At 34.7% G+C, this 13,908-nt stretch carries 10 protein-coding genes; 4 read left to right on the top strand and 6 right to left on the bottom strand.

Going from position 1 to position 13,908, the window contains the following annotated elements; all coding sequences use genetic code 11:
* Both LO744_RS10930 and LO744_RS10925 read left to right on the top strand, forming a co-directional pair.
* A complete protein-coding gene (locus LO744_RS10930; protein WP_230669295.1) occupies nt 1-3,084 on the top strand; it encodes a DUF11 domain-containing protein in 3,084 nt (1,027 codons plus the stop codon).
* A 98-nt stretch (nt 3,085-3,182) separates the two neighbouring features.
* Nucleotides 3,183-3,716 (top strand): hypothetical protein, encoded by a 534-nt coding sequence (locus tag LO744_RS10925; protein WP_230669294.1) that lies wholly within the window; start codon nt 3,183-3,185, stop codon nt 3,714-3,716.
* A 748-nt stretch (nt 3,717-4,464) separates the two neighbouring features.
* Here the strand turns inward: LO744_RS10925 and LO744_RS10920 are convergent.
* A complete protein-coding gene (locus LO744_RS10920) occupies nt 4,465-5,034 on the bottom strand; it encodes a Crp/Fnr family transcriptional regulator (RefSeq protein ID WP_230669293.1) in 570 nt (189 codons plus the stop codon).
* A gap of 136 nt (nt 5,035-5,170) precedes the next feature.
* On the opposite strand from LO744_RS10920, the gene LO744_RS10915 reads away from it, so the two are divergent.
* On the top strand, nt 5,171-5,962 hold the full coding sequence (locus LO744_RS10915) for an alpha/beta hydrolase (protein ID WP_317207249.1): 792 nt from the start codon (nt 5,171-5,173) through the stop codon (nt 5,960-5,962).
* Nucleotides 5,955-6,482: a RidA family protein gene (locus LO744_RS10910; protein WP_230669291.1), complete on the top strand. Its 528-nt coding sequence runs from the start codon at nt 5,955-5,957 to the stop codon at nt 6,480-6,482. Before LO744_RS10915 ends, LO744_RS10910 begins: the two co-directional genes overlap by 8 nt.
* Before the next feature lie 271 nt (nt 6,483-6,753).
* Here the strand turns inward: LO744_RS10910 and LO744_RS10905 are convergent, their stop codons facing one another.
* The 5 genes from LO744_RS10905 to LO744_RS10885 form a co-directional block, all read right to left on the bottom strand.
* A complete protein-coding gene (locus LO744_RS10905) occupies nt 6,754-7,752 on the bottom strand; it encodes an NAD-dependent epimerase/dehydratase family protein (RefSeq protein ID WP_230669290.1) in 999 nt (332 codons plus the stop codon).
* A gap of 9 nt (nt 7,753-7,761) precedes the next feature.
* Complete coding sequence (locus tag LO744_RS10900; protein WP_230669289.1) at nt 7,762-8,160, bottom strand: YybH family protein; 399 nt, start codon at nt 8,158-8,160, stop codon at nt 7,762-7,764.
* Between the two features lie 65 nt (nt 8,161-8,225).
* Nucleotides 8,226-8,792, bottom strand: coding sequence for a Crp/Fnr family transcriptional regulator (locus LO744_RS10895; RefSeq protein ID WP_230669288.1), 567 nt, complete (start codon nt 8,790-8,792; stop codon nt 8,226-8,228).
* Nucleotides 8,793-9,268: 476 nt separating this feature from the next.
* A complete protein-coding gene (locus tag LO744_RS10890; RefSeq protein ID WP_230669287.1) occupies nt 9,269-12,973 on the bottom strand; it encodes a M1 family aminopeptidase in 3,705 nt (1,234 codons plus the stop codon).
* Nucleotides 12,966-13,850, bottom strand: a complete 885-nt coding sequence (locus LO744_RS10885; protein WP_230669286.1) for an ABC transporter ATP-binding protein — start codon at nt 13,848-13,850, stop codon at nt 12,966-12,968. Before LO744_RS10885 ends, LO744_RS10890 begins: the two co-directional genes overlap by 8 nt.
* Between the last annotated feature and the right edge of the window lie 58 nt (nt 13,851-13,908).

Genomic DNA, 13,908 nt, shown 5'->3' with positions numbered 1-13,908 from the left:
ATGAACAAATTTTTATACAGCTTAGTTTTTTTATTTTTAGGATTAAGCTATGGTTATGCAGAAGGGTCAAAAGATCTATACCCAAGTGATGCAGTAGGAAACCGAGCATTTTTGGTGAGTGGAACAGGAGTGAATACAGCTAGTTATCCCTATGGTAATCTTGGAATACATTATGCGTATGTGAAAAGCGGTGAAACAATTCATGCTGCTTCTAGCGCCCAAGGAGTAAGAAATGGTAGAATAAGACTTACCGCACCAGATGGTACAGTATATACAAGTGGGGCCAATACAACAGGTCAAATTCCGAATCGAATTGCAGAGGTTGCTGGCCCTAGTTCAACAGGTGCTACCGTTGGTGATGCGTATTCCACTTTTAACAGATTAGCTACGAATGACCAAGTGGGTATTTGGAAAATTGAATTTATTGCACCAGGAGGTATTACCGCATCAGATACTCCTCAAGTTGATATGGCTGCGACAGGCAGTTGGTCTCAAGCAAATAATAATGCCGGTACCACTGCAAGTATCGCAGCATGGGACGTGTCGGTTAGAAATTCTGCTAATAACGCATGGGTAAATGGGAGAGTGTATACCAACCAGTTTAATTTTATAATTAATGCTAGCTTTACAGAAGCTAAATCTTTTTATGGTAAAAACTATGTATTAACCAAAGACGGATATATATACCATGTAAATAACAATGGCTCTAATGGGGTTGGTTTTATTTCGTATGTTAATTCTAAAGGTTTTGTAGACAGTGCTAATAAACAAACCTATAAAAGTTTAACTACTTCAACCATTACTGCTACACAAGGTCAAGATCCAAGAGATCCAGATGGTCCTAAGGGATTGACTCATAAATTGTTTTATAATTTACCATCAACGGATTTACCTATATCTTCCAATAGCAAAGCAGTGCCAGGAGGTGTTTCTACGTGGCTTAAATCTCCCAGATCAACCGCTACTGCTAGTAATATTACATTTTCGGGTGTAGATGGTACGGCAGGACAAATGGGAGAAAAAGGAGGCAATATTGCTTTTGATTCAGATTCTCATGGTACTTATGTCGTTCTTATTGAAAGCGATGATCCAGGGGTAGTTTTTCCTTCAAGAACATTAACAGGAGACTCTGAAATGGGGATTAATACTGTTTTTTGGAATGGAAAAGACGGTGCTGGAAATAACCTGCCCATTACAGGCAATATCCCCGTTAAAGTAAGTGTTACCTTGAAAGGTGGAGAAGTTCATTTCCCTTATATCGATATGGAAATTAACCCAAAAGGTATCATTATTGAATTACTAAGAGCAGATCTTTCTGTAGAATCTGATGTTGTGTATTGGGACGATTCTTTAATTTTAACAGGTCTAGCAGGAGAAAAGTCTAGTCCTCTTACCAATTTAACAGGATTAAGCAGTGGTACCACTATTGGTACCACTCTTGCCAATGGGCACAAATGGGGAACGTACAGCGCTTCGTCAGGATCTGGTAACGGTGGAAAAGGTAGTTATAGTTTTGGTAATGAAAAATCAATGGATACTTGGTCTTTTGTTCAAGGTTCAACAGTTACTAAAACCACCAGTGTCAATATTAAAGTGGCAGACCTTAAAGTCTCATCAATTACTACTGATAAAAGCAATTTATCAGCAGGAGATACTTTTAATATTGAAGTTAAAGTAAAGAACGACGGCCCAGACGGTGTTACTGGAGCGCCATTTAGTTTCATACTTCCTGCCGGCTTCGAAGCAAACGGAACCCCTGTTTTTACAGGTAACACTTGTGGTAGTGAAAATCTAGGAATTACTTACAATGCGACAACCAGGATTTATTCTTCAAAATTAGCTTTGCCTAATGGTTGTGAGATTACTTATTCTTTTCCTGTAAAAGTAAATACAGTAGTAACTCCTGCCAACGGAAACAATAATTTTACAGCGACCATATTGAGACCTAATGATGTTACTGACCCGGATGCAACCAATCCAGATGTAAACACTCCTCCAACAGATCCTTTCTATGAATGTGCAAATAACGGATTGTCTACAGCTTGTAATAACATTAAATCTGTTGTTGTCACGTATTTCAGCAATCCTTTTGCTTGTAATGAAAACATGTATTTGTCTCAAAACAATCCCACACAACTGAATTTAGTTAATACAACCAATCTAGCCAATTTACAGTTTTCTCCGGTGGGGGCTAATTCGGCGATTAATTTTAATGCGATAGGATATAATGCGATAGATAATCATATTTATGGTATTAAAAACAATACCGGTGAGCTTATAAAATTTGGCGCTGATGGTTCATTTATTAATTTAGGTACTGTGTTAGGTTTACCAATCAATGTAGAGTATAATGCGGGTGAATTTGATTTGGCTGGTAATTTATATATAAAGATAAATGTAGTCGGAAACATACTCTATAAAATTAATGTAAGTACAAAAACAGCTACTCCTATAACATTAGATAATAATATTACAGTTTTAGATTTTGCATTTAATAAAAATGACAACCATCTGTATGCTGTATTAGATAATATCGGAGCTGCTCAAAACGGGATGTTAATTAAAGTAAGTTTAACGGGTACAGTGACCACTATTGGTGCTGCAGACCCGGTACTCCGTTCTTTTGGAGGAATGATTGGTGCTAATGGAGAAATCTATGGTTTTCTAAACTCAGGAGGCTTTTATAAATTTGATATTGTAACGGGTACTAGAACTAAGGTGTCAGATTCACCTTCTTCATCAATTAACGACGCTGCCCATTGTCCTAGTTCGCCTATCACTGAATTTCTTTGCTACAACCCAGCAGTTACCGCTGGAAGTGCTCAAGATACCAAAGTAGGAATCACCTTACTGAAAAGAGCGAGTGCTCAAGATGCTGATAATTGGCCAATGGTAAGAAAAGGAGGGTTTATGGCTTTGGAGTCTAATAATCAAGGTTTCGTGCCGACCAGAATAGCGAAGGCTAACTTGGGGAATATCACAAAACCACAGGAAGGAATGATGGTATATGACACCACAGACAAATGTCTGAAAATCTATACAGGTACAGAGTGGAAATGTTTTAGTACACCTGCTTGCCCATAATTATTCTAGGTTTTTAAAAGTATTCTAATCGTTGATTGATGCTTAAATATCATTAATGGACCTTAGAACTTATTTTTTAATTTCAAAATTATATTAAAATGAAAAAAATAATCATATCATCATTATGTTTAATGATTTCCGGAGTGGTTTTTTCGCAAGTCATCATCGGGAACGGTATCGGAACAGCTACAGATAAAACTTCGGTTTTACTGGAGTTTGCCAATACTAATGACAGAGGGATTGTACTTCCTTATCTGCGTACCATGCCTGTTGCTCCTACAGAAGGAACTATTATGGTAGACGCAACAGATCCGACTAGGGCTAAAGTAAAATATTACAATGGCACTTGGAAAGATTTAAGTAGCGGGAATGAAGCAGATATAAGTTCGGCACTTACAAAACAACCTATAGTAGCTGAGAGCAATACAATAGGAACGATTATAGGATCAGATCAGACTTCTGCAACAGGACTTCTGGTTTTAGAATCTTCTAATAAAGCGATGATTTTACCACAGGTAACCAGTACAGATGCTGTTATCAACCCTGCTCCAGGAATGATGGTTTACATCAAAGGGACCAACAAAAGATTAGCTGTTTTCAACGGAAGTAAATGGACTTTCTGGGCACCATAGATTCTAAAAACACAACAATGATAATAAAGACTACCCACATCGGGTAGTCTTTTTTGTTAATTTATTTTTGATTTAATCATGGGCAACTTTCAAAGTACAGCTGGTATTAAGGATTACCCGATTTTTTAAAGCAATGTATTCCGTTGTTGAGGCGGGGAATTATGTGTATTCGGAGTTAGAAATTCCAAAACCTTAGCAAAAATTTTAAGTTTCTGTCAATTGTTTGTCTTATTGGTTTTTAAAGAATTAACAATTTTGATAATTGTATTCTAATACGTATTCCTATAACAACTTTTTAAGTTTCTTAGGCTTAAATTTCAAGGATATATTACTGAAAATTACTAATTGTTTTAATAATTCAAAAAAAGCCCTTAAATGACGTAAAACGTAATGAAGGCTTATATCTAAAAAGCTATATGATGGAAAAACAGATATACGCGGTGGTCAGAGTATGAATGATGAAATAAAATATTGTAAACGAAATTAAAAAAGGACATTGTAAAAGATCTATTTCACGATTTATCGATGTAGTCGGTTTTTTCAGGGAACATTTTGATGGTGAAGAAATGAATTATATAAAATCTCTAAAAAGAATAGGAGAAGCTGGTGTTAATTTCTATACTTTTTAGTGCAGAGTACTTGATTATATGTTCATCGTTTTTTTTAAATTATGATAATAATAGCCTTTAGATCAATTTATTATAAATCGTAAAAAATATAAAATTCTTTATGTATGTCGATAGAATTACTAAAGCTCCGCTCTTATTCTGCTCAGTTGAGTAGGAGTAATTGCCAGATAGGAGGCTATTTGATGAAGCTTTAAGCGCACAATTAGCTCAGGATATTTCTTCTCAAATTCTAAATATCTTTGTTTTGCCGTAGCAGATTTTAGTGTGATTTCGGCAAATTCTTTTTCAACGACCCAATGACGTTCCAGATAGGTGATGTAGAAAGTAGCGATATCATTATGCTTTGTTGTAAGCTTTTTGAAATCCCTGAAAGAATAGCTGATGACTTCCGTATCTTCCAGTGCCTCAATGGAGAAAAATCCAGGTTCCTGCTTTAACAATGCGCTTGTAGAAGCAACAAGGGAGTTTTCTGGAAAAAATATTTTGATTATTTTTTCACCTTTTTCACTAAGATAATAATACGAAAGCAGTCCTTTAGATATAAAGTTGATGTTCTTCGGAATTGTGCCCTGTTCCAATAAAAGATTTCCCTTGGCTATTTCAGACGTTTTTAACAAAGCAAACCAAGCCTTTTTAGATTCCTCAGAGATCGAAGAATAATTATTTATAAATTCCCAAAATTCTGTCATTGTATAAAGATAAGTTAAATCAGAAAGAAGGTGATACGAATTTTCAGAAATTGAATTATTTTCTCATTCCCTCAACATATGTAAAGATTTTTGAGGATCTGGACTTTTAACTTTGCTCCTACAAAAATCAATTACAATGATAAAGTCATTATTTGCATTGGTCGTTACCTGCATTGGAATAAAAATGTTTTCCCAAAAAGTCGACTCACTGAATATTTATAGTGCTTCTATGAACAAGGAAATAAAAACCCTTGTGTTGCACCCCTCAAACGAAAAGAATGAAAAACTGCCAACGGTTTATATACTACATGGATATAGTGGTTATCCGAAAAGAACATTAATACAAGATATTCCTTCCTTAGTAAAGCTTAGTGAAGAAATGAAGATGATATTCGTGCTACCCGACGGAAATTATGATAGCTGGTATATAGATAGTCCCCATTTGATGTATGAGACGTTTATTGCCAAAGAACTGACGGGTTTTATTCAAAAAAATTATAGTTCTGATCAATCTAAAACTGCTTTAATGGGCTGGAGTATGGGCGGGCACGGTACTCTGTATATAGGTGCAAGACATCAGAATGTCTTTGGTGCTATTGGAAGCATATGTGGTGTTATAGATTTCGTTCCTTTTGGAAGAGAATATGGTATCCCTAAATTATTAGGAGAAAATACCGAAAAATGGTCTTCTTACACAGCCATCTCTCAGATAGATAAACTTAAAGACAGCCGACAAAAAATCCTGATCAGTTGTGGAACCGGCGACCCTTTGATTACACAAAACAGAAAATTTCACGAGCAATTAATCAAATTGAATATTTCTCATATTTATGAAGAACGTCCCGGTGGTCATGATGCAAACTATTGGTCCAAGACTGCAGTTACTCAGATATTTCAAATCAAACAATTCTTTGCAAACCATGATTAATTTTAAACTTTTTAAGGATAAGAAAAAAAATATCCTTATCTCTCCATTATTTATTTTATTGTTGATAGGTTGTTCTAAAAATGAAAATAATCCACCAAATCCAAAAGACATGTCAAATATTCAATTCAACAATCCCAAAGGGCTTTTCGACCCCACACCATTTGTATTTTCCCATTCTACATCTGCTTCAGGAAACGGAAGTTTAGTGTTTATCTCCGGGCAAAGTGGGGGAGATGGTTTAGAACATAGGCTTTCGGAGGACTTCCGAATACAGGTTAAAACTGCTCTTCAAAACCTGAACACTGTTCTTAAAGCATCAGGTCTGACAACTAATGATGTCCTTAAAATTACAATACTGATTGTTGACCACGATCATGAGAAACTTAAAATATGGACAGAAGAAATGCATAAGGTATGGGATAAAAATCAATTTCCGGCAAGTACTTTAATTCCAGTTCCAAAACTGGCGCTGGATGGCATGCTCATTGAGGTGGATGCCATTGCATTTAAGCCGTTATAAATGATTTTCGTTATTTTTTTAAGCATCTGAACATAGTTAGATGCTTTTTTTATGTAAATTCAAATGATGAATAAAGAATATTCCTATATTAAAGATTGATTAAATTGAAGGAATTAAAGTGATACTATTTAATATTTTGAAATCAATTATATATATGAAAACAAATGGATACGCTCATTGAAAAATTAAAAGGCATTGACACGGCTTCAAGCATATCATTGAAGCAGATAATCTTATTTTAAAGGATACTTCAGTATTGGGCATACTGTTTTTATTTATCCATTTTTTGTTTTAAATATAACAATGTGTTTTTGATGGCTTCTACTGGAGATATAGGATTGTAACCTAATTCTGTTCGTGCTTTTGAAATATTCACTCGGGAATCAACTCCATAATATGCCATGACCGTATTCACCATAAGTGGTGGAGCAAGCTTTGTAATCATACTTTCTCTTTCCATTTGTTTAGCCAGCTCAAGCAGTTCAGGCTTTGATAGCTTAGGTGGAATTAAAACTTCGGGAAATAATTCCTGAGCTATAGAAAATACATCATAAGTAGTGATTGACGGTTCGGTAGCTAAAATATAGCGTTCACCTATTTTCCCATATTTATCGGCTAAAATGATTCCTGCGGCTACATCTGTAACATCTACATAATTAAAGGAAAAATTAGGATTGATGGGAAATACATTGTTTAGTATTCCATCAAAAAATGCCATGGTAGGGGTTAAGTTGCTCCATACTTGCCCTCCAATGATCGAAGAAGGAAGTACAGTAATTAGGTTTACTTGTAATTCTCTGGCCATTGCCCAAGCCATTTGTTCAGCCTCTTGTTTGGATTGGTAATAAGCATTCGGGAAAGAGCGATTCCATGTATTTTCCGTCATCGGTACTAAGGTGTGATCAAGCGTAGCGATTGAACTGACTACTATTACTTTATCTACATTACAAGCTGCTGCTGCTTCCATGATATTTTTAGTACCTATCACATTCGGTTCTATAATATCTTTTTGAGGATTATTTGACCAATGCTTAAAAACAGAGGCAACATGAAATACAATAGCCACATCTTTCATCGCTTTTTTCAAAGATTCCTTATTCAGCAAATCTGCATATACTAATTCACAGTTTAAGCCTTCAAAGGGTTTCTTATTATTAAGATCTCGCACACTTGCTCTTACTTGATAGTTATCTTTTATTAGGGCTCGAACAAGATTATTGCCAAGATGACCATTTGCTCCTGTAACTAAACATGTCATTTTTTTGTTCATGTCTATTTTTTAGTTAGTTATATCGTTTGCAGCAAATGGATTGTCAACCAACCATAGCCAATCACCTTTGATATTACACTTCATTAGACAAGCTGTAACGCCATCCATTTCGATGGGCTCCCCATGAGGAGTTTTAGCTTTTACAAAATATTTATCTGTCCAGATAGCATGATTGTCAACAATGGTTACTCTATGTTTAACACTGCTAATTTTTGGTTTCCATACGCATATACTTTCGAGTGCTTTTTCAATGTTGTCTAGGCCTTTAACTTCTTGACCATCTCTTTCAATATAGACTCCTTCAGTATCAAAACAACTTAAAGCCCCTTGTAAGTCACCCTGGAAAATACAATGACGAAAATAACGTACCATTCTTTCTGGACTTTTTTTATCCAAACGTTCACTCATGTGTTGATTATTAAATTATAATCACAAAAGTATTGATAGCTAAAGGATAAAAAAATGAACTTCGGTTAACAAATACGTTTTCTAATCCGACTTAGCGCTTGGGGAGTGATGCCTATATATGAGGCCAAGTATTTTAATGGAATATATTGTATTAATTGTTTATGTTCCTGCAAGAGTCTTAAGTAAAGCTCCTCTGCGGTTTGAGTCAGCAGGTCAGTTTTTCGCTTTGCAGCTGTAATAAATAAGCTTTCAGTGGCAAGTCTTCCGAGTTTATCACCCGATTGAGTTTGCTGATAAATCAATTGAAGGTCAGCATGTGAAATTCGCCATAAAACGATTGGGGTCAATGCTTGGATATTCCAATTTGTTGATTCGCGTGTTAAAAATGATGGATAAGCACTGAAAAATTGTTTCTCGAAAGCAAAGTCAAAAGTCACTTCATTGTCTTTGATATCAATCCAAAAGCGAACAATACCTGTTTCAATAAAAGAAAGGTAATTTTCAACTTCTCCAGTCTGAATGATGAGGCTATTTTTTTTAAAAGTATGTTTTTCAAATTTAGAGGCGTAATGATTCCAATCCTCTTCTGATAAGAGACTAAGTTTCTGGAGATGTTCTTTTATTACTAACATCGTTTCTTTTTTGAGGTTACGTTTTTCTTGTACAAAGTAACAATTTTTTAAGCAGTACTTCAATATGGCTAAATTCTAGAGCTAATCATAAATTAAATGTAATGTACGCTGAAAATTATCATAGTAAAGAACAGCAATTATTATTGATTGGTCAAAGTATCCAATTCTAGATTGTGCAGAGGAGAAATGTAAATATCAAGCATTACATAAATATTTGAAAAATTTTAGGGTAAATTTTGTTTTTTCTTTAGTAGAAATCTAAATTAATAAATGACGTTTTGATTCAATTTCCTTTTTTTTGAACAGAATAAAATTCTATTTAAAAACCAAAAGCTATGTCAATTGAAGTGTTCTCTATTTGATTTTGGTAATTTAAAAATTATTGTAAATAGTACAAAGGATTATTTTAAAGAAAAATTTGAGTACCTTAATTTTTAAAAGAGCCTCACAATGGAGGCTCAGAATATTTAAAATTTTTAATCTCCGGTATTTACAGTTACTTTCATTCCTGCTCCGCTAGATTTGTCATCTTCATCCAGATTCACTTTTGTTGGTTGAGATTTGAAATCGTGAACATTATTTTTAACATTACGGTCGATAAGTTTGGCGTAAGGATCAAGTCCCGCTTTCAAAGGTTCTTCGTTGATGAGGAATGTGAAAGTTTTTTCGGGTTTGTCCATTTTTATCTTCTTTAAAATAAGCTCTTTTCCTTCAGGAAATTGTTTAGATTGTGATCCTAAAACGGCAATATCGATGTAATCAGCAACCGGAACTTTTTTGGATTTTCCTTTTCCGTCAACTCTGTACTTGGCACTTCCCACGGTAAGTTTTACTTCATATTTGTTCCCAATTTTTTTGTATGAAAGGTTTTTCACATAATTTTCATACAATGTAATGTTTTCAAACATATCTTTTACCAAATATTGCAGGCTGTCCGGTGTTTCTTTTTTTAGGAGATTGACAAATTCTACAGAATTGGTGTAAGGTGGTTCCTGATATCGAGTCTGATTTAAATACTTTTTTAAAATCGAATTCAGTTTTGCCTCACCCAGATAATCTTTGAGTGCGTACATCACTACACTTCCTTTATTATAATGGATGTAGTTCTGATTTTCAACTAACATCAAAGGCATTTCGTTTTTAGATTCCATTGTTCGTCCCTTTAGATATTTGTCAAGCTCATAACTCAGGAATTTTTTCATAGCTTGAGCGCCGTATTCATGCTCCATGACCATCAAAGCTGAATATTGTGAAAATGTTTCAGACATCATGGCGCTTCCCTGAACATTAGCACCGGCAACCTGATGTCCCCACCACTGATGCGCAACTTCGTGAGCCGTTACGTAGAATGGAAGATCTATTTTTTCTGGTTTATCGGGTTCAACCTTCGTCAGGAAGCCAATTTCTTCGGAATATGGAATCGTGTTAGGAAAAGATTGTGCAAATGAAGCATAACGTGGAAACTCAATGATTCGGACTTGTTTATGCTGATAAGGTCCAAAGTTTTTGGTGTAATAACTTAAACTGTTTTTGACAGATGAAATCATTCTGTCTAAATTATATTCGTGGCCTTTCTGATAATAAATTTCAATGTTTACATCGTTCCATTTTGATTTTTTCACCTGATAATCTGCGGAAAGAAATGCGTAGAAATTGAGAATCGGAGAATCCATTTTATACGTAAAATATCTTCTGCCATTTGCTTTCCATTCTTTTTGGAGATAGCCCGGTGCAATCGCGATTTGATGTTCATCTGTAGAAATCTGAGTATTAAATCTTATCCAATCAGCGTCATTTGAAATGAAATTATTCATTCTCGCTTTTTGGTCATTCACTTTTGCCATTCTCAGTTTTGGCTTTAAACCATATTTTTTTCGCGCATCATTTTCAGAAAGTTCTGTCTCTGAATCATATCCCAATCCAGGTAAATTATGAGAATTGAAAAATGATCCGTTTCCTACCACATCAGTTTCTGTCTCGGAGTTGGCAAAACCTTTGGGTTGGAATTGATACTGAAATTTAAAAGCAATAGAATCTCCCGGCTGAAGTGGCTGGTTGAGTTTTACAAGCTTTAAACCAGCTTTTTCATCATTGAAAATCTCTTTTCCGGAAGCTGATAATTGTATTTTTTGGTAAGAGTAATGCCCATCAAGATTATTTGGATATTTGATAATAATGCTGTCAACAGGTTTCTGTTGTTTGTTTTTTAGATAGTAAATTCCATCGACACTCCAGCCGGATGTTTTAGGAAAGAGATCAATTTTCAAATCTGAAGAAACAATTCTTGGCTGATTGATTTTTTCTAAATATTTATATTTTTTTTCATAATCAACACGCATTTTTTCTATTTCAACCTCTGTGTAGATTTTGTTCAGTATGTGAGTGTTGTAATAAATATAGGCTCCAAGCCCAACAGTTGAAAACAGGAATAAAAACATCAAGGTCTTATGTTTCAAATGAAAAGATGTTTTTGAAAGAAGATATTTTTTAGACAATCCTTTTTCCTTACCTCTTGGGAAAACCATGAGTGCAATAAACAATAAGAATAGCATCATCAAAATCCAATACGATTTTACAATAAAGTAGCTGTAAAGCACTTGTCCAAAACCATTCAAAGCAGAATAGGGTAGTTGAGGACCATTGGAATTGAAGCTGTACAAAATGCCGTCAAGCTCAAGATAATTATATATAATCGGAAGGAAGACGATTGGAAAAATGGCTAGGAAAAAGCCAAAATATTTATTGTTGACAACGAGTTGAACAAACAGACTGAAACCTATTAAAACCAAATAATAAGGTAGATTGTAAAGGTCAAATTTTAAATACGTAAGTGGTTCTACATCATAAAATCCTTTGTAAAACTGAATCCCAATACAGATTAAATTAGAAAAAATCTGCATAATGATAACCATCCAAACCAATCCCAAAAATTTAGAAAACATAAGGTTGAAGTTGGAAACGGTACTTACCCCAATCAGTTCATCGATTTTATTTTCACGTTCTCTCCAGACAATATTTCCTGAGAAGAAAACGATCAGTAAAAGCAGGAAAAAAGAAAGGCCTTCTTCTGACAGTTCTGCCAACAAAAATGTCACTGGAATAGCTTCCGCATCGTACATCGATTTCATAAAATTAGAAATCACAATCAGCATTACACCGAAAATGAAACCGATAATGCCAAAAAATGGCGTATAAACAATTCTTTTTACTTCGAAAAATGAAAGGTAGAAAAGCTCTTTTAATTTAGCAATCCATCCAAAATCTTTCTGGACATTCAGGATTTCCTGCAGTGATTTTCCGGAATGAGTATAGGTGGCTTCTACAACATCTGATTTTTTCTTTTTGAACAGAGAAAAAGGTTGTAGAAATTGATTAAAATCAAATTTAAGATAGGTAAATCCTATGCATAAAAATGCAATGCCTAACCAAAGTAAACGGTTCCATAGTAAAACACCGGAGAGTGGAACTGTGTTTTTATTTTGTTCGAAAGGAGTCCAATATTCGATAGTTTGTTTCAATGCAAAACTCCCAAACGGATCGATGAGTGATGCTAGATCTTTGTTCTGGATATCTGATAAAATACTTTCACTTAGAATCGAAATTAAAAGCAGAATAATACAGAAAAGATAGGAAGATAAAGTACTTCTTGTAAGGGTTGTTAATGCGAAAAAAATAGAACCGATAATCAAAGTATTAATTACTGTGAAAACCAAAAAAGGCCATAAATAATTGAAAATATTAACAGGGCCTAGCTGTGGAGTTCCAAGTCCGTAAAGGGTTCCAAAGAAATAACCAATGAGCATTCCTGAGAAAACATAGACTGATAAAAGAAAGTTAGCAGAAAATCTTCCGAAAAAATAACCGTTTTTTGTAATGGGAGTCGTGTATAATAAGCCATGGAAATTAAACGCATAATCTTTCTGAATGGCTGTTGCCATAATACTGATCATCATAACGCCATTGATGAGAACCATAATATTCCCACTCATCCCGACAATTAGCTTAGCAATGGCCAAAGAAGAGTTTTTGATAAGAATAGAATCTGAAGTAGAAGTGTCAAATGCACCTGTAGTTCCCAGTCCTACAAGGACACCCAATGTAAGAAAGACCAAAAAATAAATCTGGGTACTCCATTTTTTAAAACCGTTTCTGAGTTCAAATGAGAATAGTTCTTTAAACATTTGCTGTTGTTTTTTTGGTGATACTTGAGAAATACACATCTTCCAAGTTGGATTCTACGGGAATGAAACCTGCATCTGGTTGGGTTTCTGCAAAAACACGAATCTCCACTTTTCCTTCAGAAATATGGGTTGAAATAACTTGATACTCTTCTTTAGCAGCCTCAACTTCCGATTTTTCAATAAGTTTTTTCCATATTTTCCCCTGAAAATTCTCAATCACTCCTTTTGGTGTACCATCCAGAATAATCTGACCCTGATTTTGAACAACCACACGGTTACAAAGATTTTTAACATCGTCCACAATATGCGTGGAAAGAATAACGATGGTGTTTTCACCAATTTCACTCAGGAGATTATGGAAACGGTTACGTTCCATAGGATCCAGACCTGCAGTAGGCTCATCCACAATAATCAATTTTGGATTCCCAAGAAGTGCTTGTGCAATTCCAAATCTTTGACGCATTCCACCGGAATATTCACTGACATTTCTTTTTCTGGCTTCGAAAAGATTGGTTTGATGAAGAAGTCCATCTACAATTTCTTTACGTTCAGATTTATTTGAAATTCCTTTAAGAATGGCAAAATGATTGAGAAGCTCAACAGCATTTACCTTTGGATAAAAACCAAAATCCTGAGGAAGATAGCCAAGAATTTTTCTGAGTTCCTCTTTTTGAGTCAAAGCATTCAGGTCTCCCAAAAATATTTCTCCCGTATCCGGAGCCTGTAATCCGGCAATGGTTCTCATTAAAGATGATTTTCCGGCGCCGTTGGGACCAAGTAAGCCGAACATTCCTTTTCCAATAGTAAGGTTAACATTGTCTAAAGCCTTCAAACCATTTCCGTAGGTTTTGCTGATGTTGTTTATTTTGAGTTCCATAGTTGATGATTTAATATTTTAATTTATTAGACGATTACTTATAGGATTTGTTACAGAA

It is taken from the genome of Chryseobacterium turcicum (genome assembly GCF_021010565.1).
Lineage (GTDB): Bacteria > Bacteroidota > Bacteroidia > Flavobacteriales > Weeksellaceae > Chryseobacterium > Chryseobacterium turcicum.
The sequence above is the reverse complement of the archived record's forward strand: the minus strand, read 5'-3'. Positions and strand labels throughout refer to the sequence as shown.

Excerpts from the sequence above, each read along its gene's own strand:
- LO744_RS10910 (WP_230669291.1), top strand. The coding sequence starts at position 5,955 with ATGATTAATTTTAAACTTTTTAAGGATAAGAAAAAAAATATCCTTATC.
- LO744_RS10905 (WP_230669290.1), bottom strand. The coding sequence starts at position 7,752 with ATGAACAAAAAAATGACATGTTTAGTTACAGGAGCAAATGGTCATCTT.
- LO744_RS10900 (WP_230669289.1), bottom strand. The coding sequence starts at position 8,160 with ATGAGTGAACGTTTGGATAAAAAAAGTCCAGAAAGAATGGTACGTTAT.
- LO744_RS10895 (WP_230669288.1), bottom strand. The coding sequence starts at position 8,792 with ATGTTAGTAATAAAAGAACATCTCCAGAAACTTAGTCTCTTATCAGAA.
- LO744_RS10885 (WP_230669286.1), bottom strand. The coding sequence starts at position 13,850 with ATGGAACTCAAAATAAACAACATCAGCAAAACCTACGGAAATGGTTTG.
- LO744_RS10925 (WP_230669294.1), top strand. The coding sequence starts at position 3,183 with ATGAAAAAAATAATCATATCATCATTATGTTTAATGATTTCCGGAGTG.
- LO744_RS10890 (WP_230669287.1), bottom strand. The coding sequence starts at position 12,973 with ATGTTTAAAGAACTATTCTCATTTGAACTCAGAAACGGTTTTAAAAAA.
- LO744_RS10920 (WP_230669293.1), bottom strand. The coding sequence starts at position 5,034 with ATGACAGAATTTTGGGAATTTATAAATAATTATTCTTCGATCTCTGAG.
- LO744_RS10915 (WP_317207249.1), top strand. The coding sequence starts at position 5,171 with ATGATAAAGTCATTATTTGCATTGGTCGTTACCTGCATTGGAATAAAA.
- LO744_RS10930 (WP_230669295.1), top strand. The coding sequence starts at position 1 with ATGAACAAATTTTTATACAGCTTAGTTTTTTTATTTTTAGGATTAAGC.